Raw genomic sequence first — 16759 nt, forward strand, 5'->3', positions numbered from 1 at the left:
TATGTCTCGTTATTGTTCTCGTTGTGGAAAATCGCAAAAAGCGTGTATTTGCCAATGGATTGTACCGCTGGCAAGCGAGGTAGAACTTATCATTCTTCAGCACACGAGTGAAGAACATCGTCCGCTTGGTACGGCACGGATTCTCAATTTGAGTTTAGATAACTGTATTTGTTTGATAGGAGAGGACTTTTCTTGTGATGATGCCTTAAATCACTTATTAGCGGATGAGTCATATCAACATTTTGTTCTTTACCCATCAGAAGAGTCACGATGCATTTCTGAAATCACTCAAGCGAGTCATAGTGTATCTAAGAAAATACGTTTGATTTTGCTCGATGGTACGTGGAAAAAAGCGTACAAAATGTGGCAACTCTCAAGCAACTTACATCCACTCCCAACCGTGCAGTTGCCTAAGCAACTACAAGGGCACTACACCATTCGTAAGGCGCCCTCTGAGAATAGCTTATCGACAGTCGAGGCTGGTTATCATTCGCTTCGCTTGCTTGAACCCGAGCGAGACTTTACACCGCTGATGCGTGCGTTTGAAAAGATGATCGAATTCCAAATCGCCCAGATGCCTCCGGGCGTTTTTGAAAAGAATTACTTGAAAGGTTGAGTGTTACTAAAGAACGATGGAAGAGAAAAGTTGGCGGTGTAGCTTTTGCGCGTGACCATCGGTCATTGCAGAAATATAATCGGCGATGACCCTCATTTTATTGCTCTCGCTCTTCGCCTGACACCACAGATCTCTTGTATGAACGGGTAGTAATCGCTCTGGGTCTGCTGTTAACGCTTCAAAAATATCCATAATAATTTGCTGACCCTTATACTCAACGATCTGGACCTGCGGGACTTGGATAACGAAGGTGCTGACAAAGTGCTTGAGTACGTCAAGTGCACGTGCCATCTGTGGTTCTAAACACGCATTCCAAGACAGTAACGGGTTATTAAACGGCTCATCCACCGTTTTGATTGAAATGCTGGTCAGTAGCGCGTTAACCATACCACCGATAGCATCTTTCCGCTCATGGTGCTTACCGCTAAATAGCATCTGTCCGATGGAATCGATATGAGCTTCAAACCACGGGTCGCCACAGTCCGCTAATTGACTTGCTGCGCCTTCTTGCCATTGCTGACGTGTCACCATACCAAGTACGATTGCATCTTCTAAATCATGAACACCGTAGGCGATATCATCTGCTAGCTCCATGATTGAGCAATCGAGTGATTTAAAACGCGTTTTACTGTGCTCAAACTCCGATTCTGGCGTTGAACGCATCAGACTAAGCAATGCCTTGTCGTTGTCAGAAAGCGGTGCAATTACCCAATCAAATAAGTCTTTATCACAATCATAAATGCCTTTAGCTGGGCTCCAATCTTTTGCTTTTAGTTTACGTTGATGCTCGGCTGGTTGAGGCAACTTGACGGAGCGTGTTTGACTAATGAGGGCAGGGTACTTAATCAAACCAAGCAGTGTGCGGCGTGATAAATTCATTCCGAAATGCTCAGTATAAGGCTCTAACTTAGTGACGATACGAAAGGTTTGGGCGTTCCCCTCGAAGCCGCCATGTTCGCGCATTACGTAGTTTAGAGCGACTTCTCCCCCATGACCGTATGGAGGATGCCCGATGTCGTGCGCTAAACATAATGAATCAATTAAGCTGTCTGATGGTAATAGATCGCGGAACTCTGGCTGTTTTTTCTTTAGTTGGGCGACGATACCGGTCCCTAGTTGCGACGCTTCTAAGGAGTGTGTTAACCGACTGCGGTGAAAGTCTTCCAAGCTATTGCCGTGTACTTGGGTTTTTGCTTGTAGGCGTCGAAATGCAGCCGAGTGAAGAATGCGCGCTCGGTCTCGTTGGTACGGGCTCCGATGGTCGTCTCGACGGATTTTATGCTCATCATCATGGCGCTCTTGCCATTGCGGGTGTAATTCAAACGACACGATTATCTCCGTAAGCTAACTGATTTCATCTAACGATAATTCGAAACTTGGGGCAAAGGTATTGAGAAAGTAATCCATTTCAGGCGTTCTGCGTTCTTGCAAAGTGACGTCTAAGCGTTTTTTTGCCAGAGCGAACTCATGGTTGCCGGCGCTTAGTTCTTCAAGACATTTTAAATAGGCACAGATGGAATCGGCTTGCTTAACGATTTTTGCGTCCTCTTCGTGTGCAGAGTGAGAAAGAAGATAGGGGGCAAAATCATCGTGGAACTCTTCCGGTAACATTGAGAGTAATTTTTGTTCCGCTGCCGATTCTATCTTCTTATATTCTTTGGCAATTTCAGGGTTGTAATACTTCACTGGAGTTGGAAGATCACCCGTTAATACTTCACTGGAGTCATGGTACATGGCCAGAATCGCGATGCGTTCTGGATTAAGGTTGCCGCCGAACTTTTTGTTTTTAATTAGGGCAAGGGCATGAGCGACAAAAGCAACTTGTAAGCTATGCTCTGAAACGTTTTCTGGTGAGACGGACCGCATCAAAGGCCAGCGTTGGATCAGCTTCATTCGAGCCAGGTGGGCGAAAAAATGGCTTTCTTTCATGGCTTTCTCCGTTTCTGGTGTAAAAAAGGAACTCACTAGGAGTTCCTCTAAGCATATGAGAGATCAGCACTAATTACTACCAGTGATTCATTACTGGCTGTAGGTTGATAGGAATCTTTCAAAACGTCCAATGGCGATTTCTAGATCTTCAACGTGCGGTAGTGTCACGATGCGGAAGTGGTCTGGTTTTGGCCAGTTAAAGCCGGAACCTTGCACCAGTAAGACTTTCTCTTGTTTTAAGAAATCTAAAACCATCTGTTGATCGTTCTTGATGTTGTACATTTTAGTGTCGATTTTCGGGAAGAGGTACATCGCACCCTTAGGTTTGACACAAGAAACGCCAGGAATCTGATTGATCAGTTCATACGCTCGGTTGCGCTGCTCTAACAAGCGTCCGCCAGGTAAAATCAGTTCATTGATACTCTGGTATCCACCTAACGCGGTTTGAATGGCATGTTGCATTGGTACGTTTGCACATAAACGCATCGATGAAAGCAGCTCCAAGCCATTCACGTACCCTTGAGCCAGATGTTTAGGCCCCGTTAGGAACATCCAGCCACCACGGAAACCACAAACACGGTAGGCCTTTGAAAGGCCATTGAATGTCATGACTAGCACGTCTTCAGTGAGTGTGGCGACTGAGGTATGTGTTGCACCGTCGTACAACACTTTGTCGTAGATCTCATCTGCGAAAATGATCAGTTTGTGCTGGCGTGCTATCTCAATCACTTCAAGTAGGAAGTCACGGCTGTATACCGCACCTGTCGGGTTGTTCGGGTTGATCAGAACAATGCCACGTGTCTTTGGTGTGATTTTCTTTTTGATGTCTTCAAGGTCTGGGTACCAGTCAGCCTCTTCATCACATAGGTAGTGAACCGGCTTACCACCAGATAGTGCAACTGAAGCTGTCCATAACGGATAGTCTGGTGCTGGGATCAGCATTTCGTCGCCATTGTTTAATAGCGCTTGCATGGCCATTACGATCAACTCAGACACGCCGTTACCTACATACACATCTTCGACATCTAGCGAGCGTATACCTTTACGCTGATAGTGTTGGACCACAGCTTTACGAGCAGAGTAAATACCTTTGGAATCACAATAGCCTTGAGAAGTCGGCAGATTACGAATCACGTCGACTAAAATCTCATCAGGGGCGTCAAAACCAAATGGGGCAGGGTTACCAATGTTTAGCTTTAGGATTTTATGCCCTTCTTCCTCCATGCGCTTAGCATGTTTGAGTACAGGACCCCTAATGTCGTAGCAGACATTGTCGAGTTTTGACGACATCCCGATATTTTGCATTGTTTAATTCCTAAAAATTCGTTAATTTCTTTATTAAAATACAATAATTTGTTTTTTATTAGAATATATATCTGTAAATAATCTGTCTGCTGGTTAAGTTTTGCTCGCTTGCTATCACAGGATTTTGCAAAAGATCGCATACGACCTTGATTTGCTTTGGGTCTAAACTTAGAGTAGCCGTCAGTTACCGTTTATCCTCACATACAACGAGGTTGATTTGTCACAGTTCCATCAAGCCGTAAAGAGAATTATCGAGCGAGTTCAGCAATCGGAAGGCAATCAAACACGTCTGGTCGAGCCCCTTAGCGAGAAACCCAATTTCTCATTTATTGATTGGCTTGATGCACAACCACTTTTCCCTAAGTTTTATTGGCAGTCCCGCGATACACGTGAAGAGGTCGTTGCACTAGGGCAATTGCACGCTTTTGTTGAGCCAGGTCCTGCTTATACCATTCTAGGTGAAGGGCAAAGAGTTTGGGGCGGGCGCTCTTTTGATGGGCAGCATGAGAAGAATCGCCGCTGTATGCCTTCTTTTTTCTTTTTGCCTCAAATTGAGTTAATTCGTTTTGACCAACAGTGGTCTCTCGCAGTTAATATTTCAGAAGACAAAGCGCGAACTCTAGCTGGGTTGAATAAACTGGTTTGTGAGGTCGCAACCTTAGCTCCAATTTCGTCTCACATCCGCTCTATTGTTCATACGCCAAGTCAGCCTCAATGGAATGAGTTAGTTCATAAGGTTCTGACTGGTATAGAGAATGATGATTTTAAGAAAGTGGTTTTAGCGCGTCGCTCTACCGTGCAGCTTGATAACACATTAAGTGCTGCACAGTTACTTAAAGCAAGTTACTTAAATAACCATCATAGCTTCCATTTCATGCTGAGCTTAGACAGTAAGCACAGTTTTATGGGGTCTACGCCAGAACGTTTGTATTCTCGCGTAGGGCATGAGCTACATACCGAAGCGTTAGCAGGTACGATTGGTCGGGGAGACAATGCCACTCAAGATATGGAGTTGGCGAATTGGTTATCCCAAGACCAAAAGAACCTCAACGAAAACCAGTATGTGGTGGACGACATCATTGATCGTCTATCACCGCATTCTGAAATGGTTGAAGTGGAAGCTGAACCGAGTTTGGTCAGACTACGAAAAGTGCAGCACCTTAAGCGAAATATTCACGCTAGTCTAAGAGCGGGGATAAATGGTGTTCAGTTGTTATCGGCGCTTCAGCCAACAGCGGCGGTTGCTGGCTTACCCCGACAAGAGTCTATGCAGTTTATTCTTGATAATGAGCCCTTTGCACGCGGCTGGTACGCGGGGTCAATGGGTTACATCAGCCATGAACGAGCAGAGTTTTGTGTCGCAATCAGAAGTGCGCTTGTGCTCGGTGAGCAAGTACAACTGTTTGCGGGCGCAGGGATTGTTCCAGGCTCCATTGCAGAACATGAGTGGGCAGAACTTGATAAGAAAATGTCGACGTTACTTACGCTGATTTCTGATCATCCGCCATTGGGAGTCGCATCATGAGTCATGACCAAGCGGTGCTCAATCGAGTTTGGTCAGAAACCATATTGATTGAGCTTCAGCGATTTGGCGTTAAGCATGTTTGTATCGCTCCCGGATCTCGTTCTACGCCTTTAACTTTAGAAGCGGCAGAACAGTCCGACTTTTCCATTCATACTCATTTTGATGAGCGTGGATTGGGCTTTATGGCTCTTGGTTTAGCGAAAGCTACTCAGGAACCCGTGGCAATTATCGTTACCTCTGGTACGGCAGTGGCGAACTTATTACCGTCGGTTGCCGAAGCCAAACTTACTGGTGAAAAACTGGTGCTGCTGACAGCAGATCGTCCAGTAGAACTTGTCGGCTGTGGTGCAAACCAAGCGATAAATCAATTGGGTATTTTTTCACATCATGTTTCGGCCAGTTTGAATTTACCAAGCCCAAATTTAGCAACGTCGCTTAACTGGTTGCTGACCTCTGTTGACGAAGTGATGTTTACTCAGCAATTGCAGGGTAGTGCCGTTCATATTAATTGTGCATTTCCAGAGCCTTTGTATTCCAACGGCGCAAAAGCGGATTATCAAACCTACTTAGATTCGGTCGCCGGATGGCGAAAAGGAAGCGGCACTTATACTCAGCGTTTTAGCCATTTGTCACAGGCGAACATCCCGCCTTTTTCAGACAAAAAAGGCTTGGTTGTGATTGGCAGCTTACCGCTTGAACAAGCGAAGTCGGCGCAGGCATTTGCACAAAAGATGGGATGGCCAGTACTTGCAGACCCGCAAAGTGGTCTCAGTTCGGATTGGGCGTATTACGATGTATGGCTTCAACTTCCCGAGTTCGCAAACGAGCTTGAATCTTGTGAACTTATTATCCAATTTGGTAGCCGAATCATCTCCAAACGTTTGAACCAATGGATTGATAAACAAGTATCGAAAAATCAACAAAGTAAAGACGTTCAGTATTGGTATGTCTCACCTTGTATGGACCGGAATAACCAAAATCATCTGGCGCAAATGCACTGGGTTGAGCCTCCTAAAACGTGGGTTTCTCGCATTAGTTTTGAGAAGTCAATATTTGCTGGGTGGGCTGATAGGTTAGCGAATGACGTTAAGCGAGTTCATCAACGTATCGAAGAAGCCTTCCTATCTGATTCAGCGTCTGCCATTGACGAAATTGCGTTGGCAGCAGACATCAACGAGCGCACAAAGAACGTAGATGTTTTCTTGGGTAATAGCTTGTTTGTTCGGCTTGTTGATATGTACGGAAAATTGGATGGTGTAGAGGTTTTCACTAATCGAGGCGCATCAGGGATTGACGGTTTGTTTGCTGCGGCATCAGGCGTGCAACGGGCAAGAGGTAATCCGTTACTAATGTATATCGGTGACACAGCAGCACTTTATGATCTCAATTCTCTGGCGCTATTTTCTCACAATAAACTGCCGGCGGTACTTGTTGTTACTAATAATGACGGCGGTGCGATTTTTGATATGTTGCCAGTACCACCAGAGCGCAGGACGACATATTATCAAATGCCTCATGGTTATCAGTTTGAACACGCGGCAAAGCAGTTTGGTTTGGCGTATTTGCATGTTTCTACACTGGAGCAATTCCAATCATCTGTAAAAGAGCATTTATGTCACCGCCAAGGAACGTTGCTGGTCGAGGTTCAAACCCCACCTAATCAAGCTGCTGAGACACTCAAGGCATTTAATAAGAGTCTGAATGCTTTACTTTGAACGTTTCCCTGTATTAGAAAAACACCAAAGTAGAACGTTGCCCACTTTGGTGTTTTTGCATGGTTTGCTTGGTAGCGGTGAAGATTGGCAATCGTGTATCAACGCGTTACCCGAGTATGAACGTGTTACGGTTGACCTCCCTGGTCATGGGCACAGCCAATCTATTTCTTGCAGCGATCTGAATGATTGCTGCAAACTTCTTGGTTCCACACTATCTTTATTATTTCCCTCACAACAACCACTTATTTTGATTGGTTACTCTATGGGCGGCCGCATTGCGATGCATGGTATTGCCCATCAATGCTTTCCAGATCTCAATATTGCGGGCGCGATTGTTGAAGGGGGAAACTTCGGGCTTCAAACTGAGTCAGAGAAACAGGTGAGATTAGAGAATGATGCTCGCTGGGCAATGCGTTTCAAAACTGAACCACTTGAACGTGTTTTGAACGATTGGTACCAACAAGCGGTGTTTTCTTCACTAAACCATGAGCAAAGACAAACATTCATTGCGAAGCGAAGTGATAATCTTGGCTCAGCGGTGGCGAATATGTTGATGGCGACATCGTTAGCCAAACAGGCATATTTGTTGCCCTCACTGCAAAAGCAGAACATACCAGTGTATTACTTGTGTGGTGAGAAAGACCAAAAATTTAGCCAACTGGCACAACATAGCGGGTTGGCGTATCGACAAGTTGAAGGCGCTGGTCATAACGTCCATCAAGAGCAGCCCAAACAGTTTGCGATACATACCAAGCAAATAATTCAGTCTCACTTTGGTGAGAGTAACGAGAACAATGGGAATCACCATGGCTAAAACAGTAGGCATTTCTGAAGAAGAACTTTACGCTCCGGTTCAATGGAAAGATTGCGGCGAGAAATACGAGGACATTCATTACCATAAGTCTGAAGATGGTATCGCGAAAATCACCATTGCGCGTCCTCAAGTGCGTAACGCGTTTCGTCCTCAAACGGTAAAAGAGATGATTGATGCGTTGGCAGATGCGCGTTACGACTCTGGTGTTGGCGTGATCATTCTGACAGGTCTAGGTGAAGACGCATTCTGTTCTGGCGGCGACCAGAAGATCCGTGGCGACTATGGCGGCTATAAAGATGACCAAGGTACGCATCACCTAAACGTATTGGACTTCCAACGCGATATTCGTACTTGTCCAAAACCAGTGATCGCATCGGTAGCGGGTTGGGCTGTTGGCGGTGGTCACGTTCTGCACATGATGTGTGACCTAACGATTGCAGCTGACAACGCTCAATTTGGTCAAACAGGCCCTAAAGTGGGTTCATTTGATGGCGGTTGGGGTGCATCTTACATGGCTCGCATCGTAGGCCAAAAGAAAGCTCGCGAAATTTGGTTCCTATGTCGTTTCTACAATGCTCAAGAAGCGGTAGACATGGGCCTAGTAAACACAGTTGTACCACTAGCGGATCTAGAGAAAGAAACCGTTCGTTGGTGTCGTGAAGTACTACAGCACAGCCCAATGGCATTGCGCTGCCTGAAAGCTGCATTAAACGCAGATTGTGATGGTCAAGCGGGTCTGCAAGAGCTAGCGGGTAACGCAACGATGATGTTCTACATGACTGATGAAGGCCAAGAAGGTCGTAACGCCTTTAACGAGAAGCGTCGCCCAGACTTCGATAAATTCCCTCGCAACCCATAATCCGTCTAAATGAGGAGCGTGTTAGCTCCTCTGTTCCTTTTTTCCTGAGCGCCTCGCCCTCTGGGAGGCTGGTGGGATTGCTCGTCAGAACGCTCAAATATAAGGCATTACATAGGACTTGAATTATGCGTGAAGCGAAAATTTATCGTTATAGCTTGCCCATGGATAGTGGTGTCATCCTACGTGACAACAAGCTAACCGAACGTGTTGGTTATGTTGTTGCGCTTTCTGAAGGTGACCAAATAGGGTTTGGAGAAGTCGCTCCTCTTCCTAGTTTTAGTTTAGAGAGCACCGAAGATGCGGGTGTTCAGCTACAAGAACAGGCGGAACGTTGGGTAGCAGAGTTGGATGTGGATTATGCCAATATGTACCCGTCGGTTGCGTTTGGTTTATCGATGGCACAGCTTGAATTAGCTGGTGGCTTACCACAACAAGGTAAATACCAAACAGCGCCACTATGCACTGGCGACCCAGATGAGCTCATTCCAAAGCTGAACGAAATGGAAGGTGAGAAAGTCGCTAAGGTGAAAGTTGGACTTTATGAGCCAATTCGCGATGGCATGCTTGTGAACCTTTTTCTTGAATCAATCCCTCAATTAGCGCTTCGACTCGATGCCAATCGCGCTTGGACACCAGAAAGAGCGCAGCAGTTTGCTAAATACATTACTCCGTCTTTGCGTCAGCGCATTACTTTTTTGGAAGAGCCGTGCCGCTCTCCTGGCGATAGTCTCTCTTTTGCGATTAATACTGGTATTGCTATCGCTTGGGATGAAACATTGCAAGATGCGGTTCGTCGTGAAGATTTCCGTCTTGAAGATCTAACTGGAGTGAAAACGATCATTATCAAACCCACACTCATTGGTTCAGTGGATTTTTGTATTACACTGATAGAGAAAGCGAAGTCACTAGGGATGAAAGCAGTGATTAGCTCGAGCATTGAATCCAGTCTCGGTTTAACTCAATTAGCGCGCTTTGCCCAATGGCAGCTGCCTGATGAAGTTCCAGGTTTGGATACGATTGGCTTATTCAAAGCTCAGCTAGAGCAGGGCTGGCCTAAGTGTGAACTTCCCGTTCTTCCTCTAAAAGACCAGGAGATTGTGTGGCATTCTGCGTAGACAATATTGCGAAGGCACCATGGAAATATTGGGCTCAAACGAGCCCTTTTTCTATTGCACTCAAGACATCAACAGAAGTTTTAAACTGGCAACAACTCTCGAAGCGTATTGACCAATACACTCACTATTTGAATGACTTGGGTGTAACTCGGGGGGATGTGCTGACTTTGGTTGGCAAGAACCAAGTAGAAACACTGTTGTTTTATCTTGCCTCCAAACAGTTAGGCGCGCTCGCTGCGCTGACCATGGAACAACCACTAGATAAGTTGCAGGGTAAGCTTGCTACACTTTACAGGCCTGATCAAACTCGGTTTATCTGGTTTTCTCAGGAATGCGCTTCGACCTTTTCTGAACATGATATACAAAAACTCAAGGCAACATTGCTTTCACCGCCTGTAGTATCACCGCAAGAGAGTGATTCGTTGACTGAAGATAGCTATCATCATGACCGGCTCGCTTCAGTAGTATTTACTTCTGGCTCTACAGGTGAGCCTAAAGCTGTGGTTCATACACATCGACAGCATCTTGCGTCTGCAGAGGGCTTGTTGCAGGAGTTCATTTTCACTCAGCAAGATGCTTGGCTGTTATCGCTTCCGCTGTATCACGTCTCTGGATTAGCGATTGTCTATCGTTGGCTATATGTCGGAGCAACACTAAAAGTCGGTTCAGGGAAACTTGTTGATGATGTTCAGGGCGTATCACACGCTTCTTTGGTTGCGACTCAGCTCAAACGGTTATTGGATGATGATGCACATTTGTCATTGACACATGTGCTACTGGGCGGCAGCCACGTTGATCACGAGTTGGCACTACGAGCAACAGGGCAAGGCATTGAGACATGGTTAGGTTATGGGATGACGGAGGCGGCCTCTACCGTTACCGCAAAGAGAATTGACAGCACCAGTAATGCTGGACATGTATTGAAGCACCGTAAGATAAAATTAGTTGACCAACGCATTTTTATTGGCGGTAAGACATTAGCGGCAGGGTATTTCCATCAAGGACATGTTACCCCATTTCTGGATGAGAAAGGCTGGTTTTACAGCAAGGATCTTGGCGAGTGGCAAGGTGATGAATTAAAGATAATCGGCCGTGCCGACAATCAGTTTATCTCTGGTGGTGAGAATATCCATTGTGAAGAGATTGAAGCCGCTTTGAACCAAATTGATGGTGTAGTGCAGAGTATAGTGGTTCCAGTCGAAGACGCGGAGTTTGGTCATAGACCAGTAGCTGTGATTCAGACCAATGGATTGCGCAGCAAGTCGGAGTATGACCAGCACTTACAATCAAAGTTAGAGAAGTTTAAATGGCCAGTGGAATACCATGTAATGCCACTAACTCTACTAGAAGGTGGGATCAAAATTTCACGTAAGGCCGTGAAAGAGTGGCTACTGTCATCACTTCAGCATTAGTCAATTTTGCTATGTATTAGTCATAAAGAGAATTTCGTATCCTTATAACTCTGAATCATAATTATGCTTCTTCGTGGAGAGAAAATGCATAAGGTTCAGGATGGCAAAGCTAGTTTTAATTGCGGCAGTAGCACTACAAATTGGTATCGCGATAAGTAGTGAAGGGCTAGCCCGCTCTCTTGCAGAGCTAACGGCATTTTTGAGCGCTATTGCGTTGGTCGTTATATACAAAAATAGCAAACGGGAAATACCGTCCCCTCAACGCGATAAGCAGACCACCAATATCTAAAACAGTAACCAACTTAGAGAAGTGGTCGAAATTAACACCCACAGAGTCACACCAAACAACAGTGGCTTAGCTCCAGCATACTTTAGTTTTGAAATTGAAATGCTACAACCTATCAAGAACAGACATACAACCAACGCTTGCTTTGCTCCAATGAAAATGCCGTGATAGACCATTTCAAATTGAGGAAAGAAGTCGCTAAACGCGATAGCTGCACAGTACCAAAAAATGAAATAAGGGATAGCTAGTTTTTTCTTTCCATACTCTTTTTGGCTTCTTGAAAAGATGACGGCACTGATCAAAGCAACAGGAATGATCCATAAAGCGCGCGCGAGTTTCAATGTTGTTGCCGTAGTTAGCGCTTCTTCCCCATAGGCCGAGGCAGCCCCGACAACAGAAGATGTGTCATGAATGGCAATTGCAGCCCATGTGCCAAACGTGTGTTGATCTAGCCCTAAAGCATGTCCAATCACAGGAAACACAAAGAGTGCAATGGAGTTCAGGACAAATACCGTTGCCAGTGCTAATCCAATCTGCTCGTCTTTCGCTTTAATCGCCGGTGCCACAGCAGCAATTGCGCTACCACCACAAATTGCAGTACCTGATGAGATTAAGTAAGCGGTTACTCGCTCCAATTTAAGTACCCTGGCAATGAGAGTACCCATGATCAGTGTGCCTGTAATAGTGGCGATGATCAGGCCGATACCATCCGATGTGACTGTAAGCGCTTGCTCGAAGTTGATGCCAAAGCCTAAGCCAATAATCGAGTAAGACAGCAGCTTTTTAGTAAAAGAAGCGATGGGCAGCTCGGAAGGCACAAAACCAAAACTTGCGAGTAGAAAACCGATAACTAGAGCAATGGGAGAGGAGGCAAGAGGGGTTAGACAAAAAAGTAACGCCAATCCAAACAGGAGGTAGTTTCTATTCAAGGTTTTTATTCGCTGTTGTGAATGAAAGGGAGAGTATATCGCACTGGGTGTGGTCAGTTTGTCTTAATGATTTGAACACATGTTCAGTTATCCTAAACATGTGTTTAAGTGTATTTATCGCCAGTCGCCTCTAAGTTGATGCACTTTATCGAACATTGTTTTTGCCGTTGCCTCGTTTGGTGGCACCGGTTGTCCTGCCTCTATTTCTAGCTTTGACCAAAATCGAGTCGGTAAGCCACAGCATGCGCGACCTTTTGCGCGGCTGAAATAGCTTCCCCATAAGCCTTTAAGTGCAACAGGTATGACGGGTACTGGGCTACGACGTAGAATGATATCAATACCGCGCATGAATTCATTCATTTCACCATCTGAAGTTAATCTTCCTTCAGGGAAAATACAGACGATATGACCTTCGCTTAGCGCGGCTTCCACATCGTTAAATGCACGTCTGATAGAGCTTCTGTTACTCGCTGAAATTGGAATTACCCCAGTTCGACGTAAAAAGCGCCTTAATGGAGGTAGGTTGGCGTAATCTTCCTCCATCACAAAACGAATCAACCTTGGGCATACTGCACTAAGTAGCAATGCATCCATGTAGCTTACATGATTACATACAATTAATGCCCCACCATGCTCGGGTAGGTTATGTAGATTCTTATGCTTAACTCGATAGATGGTGTGCGTAAGCATCCACATGACAAAGCGAACTACAAAAATAGGAATTTGCAAAAAGATGTAAGCGGCGACTAAGAAATTTAAAATGGCTAACAATGCAAACAGCTGAGGAATTGTCATCTTGATTACACTTAAGCACACAATACCTAAGACAGCGCTGCCGACCATAAACAGAGAGTTAAAGATGTTGAGCCCTGCGATGACTTGAGCACGTTCGGTTTCCTTTGCTCGATGCTGCATTAATGCGTAAAGAGGCACGATAAACAAACCGCCCGAAGCGCCAATCATCAATAGGTAGAAAAATAATGGCCCAAAAGGCTCATATCTAAAGAAGTCTACAAAGTTATGGAAAGTAGGTAGATCATTGGGAATGGAAGTGGCCATTAGGTACCCAAATACCGTAATGCCAAAGGCACCAATTGGCACAATACCGACTTCTATACGATGGTTTGAGATCCAATTGCAAAGTAGCGACCCTAGCGCGATACCAATGGAAAATAGAGCGAGCAAGAAAGACACCGCACTCTCGGTGCCATTTAGGTAAATCTTAGTGAAATTCGGGAATTGTGTTAGATATGCGGCGCCTAAAAACCAAAACCAGCTTATTGCCATTATGCATTGAAAAACAACTCGATCGGATTTGGCGATAGAGAGCGTGTGTTTGGTTTGCTTGTATGGTTGCCAACGAAAAGAGAGATTGGGTGCGCTGGCTGCAGCAAAGGGGATTGAGCGGCTCGACAAGTAGCCTAACAATGCGAAGATCACGACACAAAATGCGGCGAGGTATTTTGCGTTGTCTGCAGAGGCTATAATCCCAGCGCCTAAGGTGCCAATAAGGATGGCGATAAAGGTACCAGCTTCAACAAGAGCGTTGCCGGGCACTAACTCTTTAGCATTTAACTTTTGAGGCAAAAGGGCATATTTAACTGGGCCAAAAAATGCTGACTGTGTGCCCATTAAAAACAGTAGCAATAAAAGCACACCATAACTTTCGGTTATGAATCCGATGGCACCTAACAGCATGATGGCTATTTCAAATAGTTTGACCTTACGAATAAACCATGACTTTTCATATTTGTCGGCTAATACGCCAGCGGAAGCAGAGAACAGAAAGAACGGTAGAATGAACAAGCCTGCCGCAAGGTTGATGAACAAATTGCTCGAAATAGGCAGTGCACTGGAGCCAGCGAATGCGACAAACAACAGCAAAACGTTTTTAAAAATATTGTCGTTAAAAGCGCCAAGAAATTGAGTAATGAAATAGGGCAGGAATTTTCTCTGCGTAAGTAAGGACGGCTGTCTGTCGGATGACATGTATAATCCTTTGTTACCAGTTCGTGAGGTAGTTGGAAAGAAGATTACTGATCAACTCTTTGCCATCAATCGGTTCACTAGAGAAAAACTTATCATCAACACTGAGTAAAGTAATGCCATGTACGCCAGACCAAAGGACTCGACTCGCTTGAATCACTTCGGATTCAGTACGATGTGGTGCGATTTGAGCCAATAGTGACTCTAGCATTCCCGTCATACCATCGATACGTTTGGCATGCCATTCCGGAAGTTCTGCTCCATTCATGTTGTGTTCGAACACTAACTGCCAACGGTATGGGTGTTTTTGAGCAAAATCGTGGTAGCAATAAGCGAGTTCAAAAAGCGCTTGATGGGAGTCTTTGCTGTCATTAGTCGCTTTGCGTGCTTCTTGAGATAACTCATCTAAAGTTTGAGCGACAACATGAAGCAACAACAAATTATAATTACCAAAAACATTTACCAATGTGCTTGGCACGTAACCAATCATGTTAGCGATTTTACGAAGACTGAGTTCGTGGTAAGAATTCTCATCTAAAAAGTTTTTGACCGTTGTTAACGTCAAATTCACTAACTCTTCTCGGGTGTGATCGTTTCTGCGCGCCATACTCTCAAACTACTTTATTGAACATCGTTCAATATGATAGTCAGCTACCTATTAACCGTCAACAAGGCAATGTGTCCAAGTGCCCTCAAGGTGTAGGATTCTGAGCTGTGTCACTGATTCTAATTCAAGTAAAACAATCTGGAGTATTAGTGAACTTATTCCATACTTTTTTTACATTGATCAAGCGCCTTCAGCTGAATTGTAAGCAGTGTGAGCAGTCTGCATTTTTGGCAATATTCTGATACATGTCAGCTTCTATAAGCTATTTTCATCAATCGGTATACAGAGTATGATGACTTAAAAATCATCTTTGGCGTGCTACTGTTTGAAACAACGATTGTTTCGTCTTGAAAATGGGGCACTATCTTAGATAGCTAACTTTAAGGATAACGATGAAACGTTTATTTTCTATTGTTGCTTTATTGATGTTTACTGTTGCTGTAACGCCTATCGCGGAAGCGAAGAAGTTTGGTGGCAGTAAGTCTTTCGGTAAGAGCTACAAAACTGCACCAGCACCGAAACAACAGCAACAAAACACCAATACGGTCGGCAAAGATCAGACGACAAAGTCTTCAAGTAAGAAAGGCCTTATGGGGGGTCTGCTAGGCGGACTTCTTGCTGGTGGTCTACTTGCTGCATTCTTTGGCGGTGCTTTTGAAGGTATCCAGTTTATGGATATCCTAATTATTGGTTTGATTGCCTTTGTCATATTTAAACTAATGCGCGGTATGCTAGGTGCGAAGCAGGGCAGTATGAACCAGCATCGTCAACAGCCTGCATTTGGTGGCAACGCATCTAAGTTTGAGCAACCAAACATGCAAAACTTTGAGCAACAACCAAACACAAATAATGGTGGCTTTGGTGGTTTTGGCGCTCAAACAGACGTACCACATAATTACCCACCGGGTTTTGACCAAGCAGCGTTCATTAATGGTTCTCGTGAACACTATCGAATCCTGCAAGGTGCGTGGAATCACAACCAGCTAGAAACTATTGAAGAATATGTTTCTCCAAGCTTGTTTGAAGACCTAAAAGCAGAGCGCGCGAAGCTCGACGGTGAGCAGCATACTGACGTAATGTACGTTGATGCGGAGATCGTCCGTGCTGATTACGATGCAAATAAAGCACAGCTTAGTCTGCAGTTTAGCGGTCGTTACCGTGACACAGTAGAAGGTGTTGAAGAAGAAATCGAAGATATCTGGCACCTAGAGCGTGACTTGACTGCGCCTAATGCGCCATGGTTAATCGTTGGTATTCAAGGCTAGTCACCTTTAAACCAATTTAGTCACTAGTAAAAATCCCGCATCCCCTGCGGGATTTTTTGTATCTATCATTTATATTTCTTGTACGTGTTTTTATACAAACATCACTAATTGAGTCCGGTTGGTAATTTTGCGAGCCCACTTTTTCTAGTAAGTCCTCAAGTGTTTTCCTATTTATATTGAACATTCATATTAAGGCCATACGAACTAACAAAATCAAAATAGCTAGTACATTGTTTGTAGGGTAAAGATCTGCTCCTCAGCCTTTTGTTTGTGGAGTTTCACATGGGGTTGGTTGCTTTAGTGAGATTGAGTATAGGTTATACCAATCGTAGTAAATAACTGGTCATTCTAGCTTGTTAAAATACTCGATAACTGCGTTGCAATTTTTGATTGTAG

At 44.7% G+C, this 16759-nt stretch carries 15 protein-coding genes; 9 read left to right on the forward strand and 6 right to left on the reverse strand.

The window, feature by feature from the left end; all coding sequences use genetic code 11:
• The first annotated feature begins 1 nt into the window (after position 1).
• On the forward strand, positions 2-616 hold the full coding sequence (locus R7P36_RS20100; protein WP_025766956.1) for a tRNA-uridine aminocarboxypropyltransferase: 615 nt from the start codon (positions 2-4) through the stop codon (positions 614-616).
• 6 nt (positions 617-622) lie between these two features.
• Here R7P36_RS20100 and R7P36_RS20105 read toward each other — a convergent pair whose 3' ends face one another.
• From R7P36_RS20105 to R7P36_RS20115, 3 genes are all read right to left on the reverse strand, one after another.
• The gene (locus tag R7P36_RS20105) at positions 623-1945 is read right to left on the reverse strand and encodes an anti-phage deoxyguanosine triphosphatase (protein ID WP_017634779.1); all 1323 of its coding nucleotides are present in this window, start codon (positions 1943-1945) and stop codon (positions 623-625) included.
• A 15-nt stretch (positions 1946-1960) separates the two neighbouring features.
• Complete coding sequence (gene yfbR, locus R7P36_RS20110) at positions 1961-2545, reverse strand: 5'-deoxynucleotidase (RefSeq protein ID WP_017634778.1); 585 nt, start codon at positions 2543-2545, stop codon at positions 1961-1963.
• A gap of 90 nt (positions 2546-2635) precedes the next feature.
• Positions 2636-3850, reverse strand: coding sequence for a pyridoxal phosphate-dependent aminotransferase (locus R7P36_RS20115; protein ID WP_005384283.1), 1215 nt, complete (start codon positions 3848-3850; stop codon positions 2636-2638).
• 217 nt (positions 3851-4067) lie between these two features.
• Here R7P36_RS20115 and R7P36_RS20120 point away from each other — a divergent pair, with 217 nt between their 5' ends.
• The 7 genes from R7P36_RS20120 (at position 4068) to R7P36_RS20150 (ending at position 11579) form a co-directional block, all read left to right on the forward strand.
• A complete protein-coding gene (locus R7P36_RS20120; RefSeq protein WP_033906881.1) occupies positions 4068-5375 on the forward strand; it encodes an isochorismate synthase MenF in 1308 nt (435 codons plus the stop codon).
• The gene (menD, locus tag R7P36_RS20125; RefSeq protein ID WP_025766952.1) at positions 5372-7090 is read left to right on the forward strand and encodes a 2-succinyl-5-enolpyruvyl-6-hydroxy-3-cyclohexene-1-carboxylic-acid synthase; all 1719 of its coding nucleotides are present in this window, start codon (positions 5372-5374) and stop codon (positions 7088-7090) included. The genes R7P36_RS20120 and menD overlap by 4 nt, the downstream gene beginning before the upstream one ends.
• Entirely contained in the window at positions 7077-7904 is an 828-nt protein-coding gene (gene menH, locus R7P36_RS20130; RefSeq protein ID WP_213899478.1) for a 2-succinyl-6-hydroxy-2,4-cyclohexadiene-1-carboxylate synthase, read from the forward strand. The genes menD and menH overlap by 14 nt, the downstream gene beginning before the upstream one ends.
• The gene (menB, locus tag R7P36_RS20135) at positions 7897-8763 is read left to right on the forward strand and encodes a 1,4-dihydroxy-2-naphthoyl-CoA synthase (protein ID WP_005382318.1); all 867 of its coding nucleotides are present in this window, start codon (positions 7897-7899) and stop codon (positions 8761-8763) included. Before menH ends, menB begins: the two co-directional genes overlap by 8 nt.
• A gap of 125 nt (positions 8764-8888) precedes the next feature.
• Positions 8889-9878 carry an o-succinylbenzoate synthase gene (gene menC, locus R7P36_RS20140; RefSeq protein WP_213899477.1) on the forward strand — a complete coding sequence of 330 codons (990 nt, stop codon included), beginning with the start codon at positions 8889-8891 and terminating at the stop codon, positions 9876-9878.
• Complete coding sequence (menE, locus tag R7P36_RS20145; protein ID WP_176310858.1) at positions 9863-11290, forward strand: o-succinylbenzoate--CoA ligase; 1428 nt, start codon at positions 9863-9865, stop codon at positions 11288-11290. The genes menC and menE overlap by 16 nt, the downstream gene beginning before the upstream one ends.
• 100 nt (positions 11291-11390) lie before the next feature.
• A complete protein-coding gene (locus R7P36_RS20150; protein ID WP_213899476.1) occupies positions 11391-11579 on the forward strand; it encodes a hypothetical protein in 189 nt (62 codons plus the stop codon).
• Here the strand turns inward: R7P36_RS20150 and R7P36_RS20155 are convergent.
• From R7P36_RS20155 to R7P36_RS20165, 3 genes are all read right to left on the reverse strand, one after another.
• On the reverse strand, positions 11576-12505 hold the full coding sequence (locus R7P36_RS20155) for a YeiH family protein (protein ID WP_213885746.1): 930 nt from the start codon (positions 12503-12505) through the stop codon (positions 11576-11578). The two genes, R7P36_RS20150 and R7P36_RS20155, sit on opposite strands and share 4 nt — an antisense overlap.
• 114 nt (positions 12506-12619) lie before the next feature.
• Positions 12620-14494 (reverse strand): MFS transporter, encoded by a 1875-nt coding sequence (locus tag R7P36_RS20160; protein WP_213899475.1) that lies wholly within the window; start codon positions 14492-14494, stop codon positions 12620-12622.
• 13 nt (positions 14495-14507) lie between these two features.
• Positions 14508-15098 (reverse strand): TetR/AcrR family transcriptional regulator, encoded by a 591-nt coding sequence (locus tag R7P36_RS20165; RefSeq protein WP_005382308.1) that lies wholly within the window; start codon positions 15096-15098, stop codon positions 14508-14510.
• A 392-nt stretch (positions 15099-15490) separates the two neighbouring features.
• Here R7P36_RS20165 and R7P36_RS20170 point away from each other — a divergent pair, with 392 nt between their 5' ends.
• Positions 15491-16363, forward strand: a complete 873-nt coding sequence (locus R7P36_RS20170; protein WP_005384268.1) for a Tim44 domain-containing protein — start codon at positions 15491-15493, stop codon at positions 16361-16363.
• Positions 16364-16759: the final 396 nt, after the last annotated feature.

The organism is Vibrio sp. 397, assembly GCF_033339395.1.
Taxonomy (GTDB): domain Bacteria; phylum Pseudomonadota; class Gammaproteobacteria; order Enterobacterales; family Vibrionaceae; genus Vibrio; species Vibrio alginolyticus.

Bases quoted from the DNA above. Each gene is read 5' to 3' on its own strand.
- yfbR (WP_017634778.1), bottom strand. From the start codon at position 2,545: ATGAAAGAAAGCCATTTTTTCGCCCACCTGGCTCGAATGAAGCTGATC.
- menC (WP_213899477.1), top strand. From the start codon at position 8,889: ATGCGTGAAGCGAAAATTTATCGTTATAGCTTGCCCATGGATAGTGGT.
- menD (WP_025766952.1), top strand. From the start codon at position 5,372: ATGAGTCATGACCAAGCGGTGCTCAATCGAGTTTGGTCAGAAACCATA.
- menB (WP_005382318.1), top strand. From the start codon at position 7,897: ATGGCTAAAACAGTAGGCATTTCTGAAGAAGAACTTTACGCTCCGGTT.
- R7P36_RS20115 (WP_005384283.1), bottom strand. From the start codon at position 3,850: ATGCAAAATATCGGGATGTCGTCAAAACTCGACAATGTCTGCTACGAC.
- R7P36_RS20150 (WP_213899476.1), top strand. From the start codon at position 11,391: ATGGCAAAGCTAGTTTTAATTGCGGCAGTAGCACTACAAATTGGTATC.
- R7P36_RS20170 (WP_005384268.1), top strand. From the start codon at position 15,491: ATGAAACGTTTATTTTCTATTGTTGCTTTATTGATGTTTACTGTTGCT.
- menH (WP_213899478.1), top strand. From the start codon at position 7,077: ATGCTTTACTTTGAACGTTTCCCTGTATTAGAAAAACACCAAAGTAGA.
- R7P36_RS20100 (WP_025766956.1), top strand. From the start codon at position 2: ATGTCTCGTTATTGTTCTCGTTGTGGAAAATCGCAAAAAGCGTGTATT.
- R7P36_RS20165 (WP_005382308.1), bottom strand. From the start codon at position 15,098: ATGGCGCGCAGAAACGATCACACCCGAGAAGAGTTAGTGAATTTGACG.
- R7P36_RS20160 (WP_213899475.1), bottom strand. From the start codon at position 14,494: ATGTCATCCGACAGACAGCCGTCCTTACTTACGCAGAGAAAATTCCTG.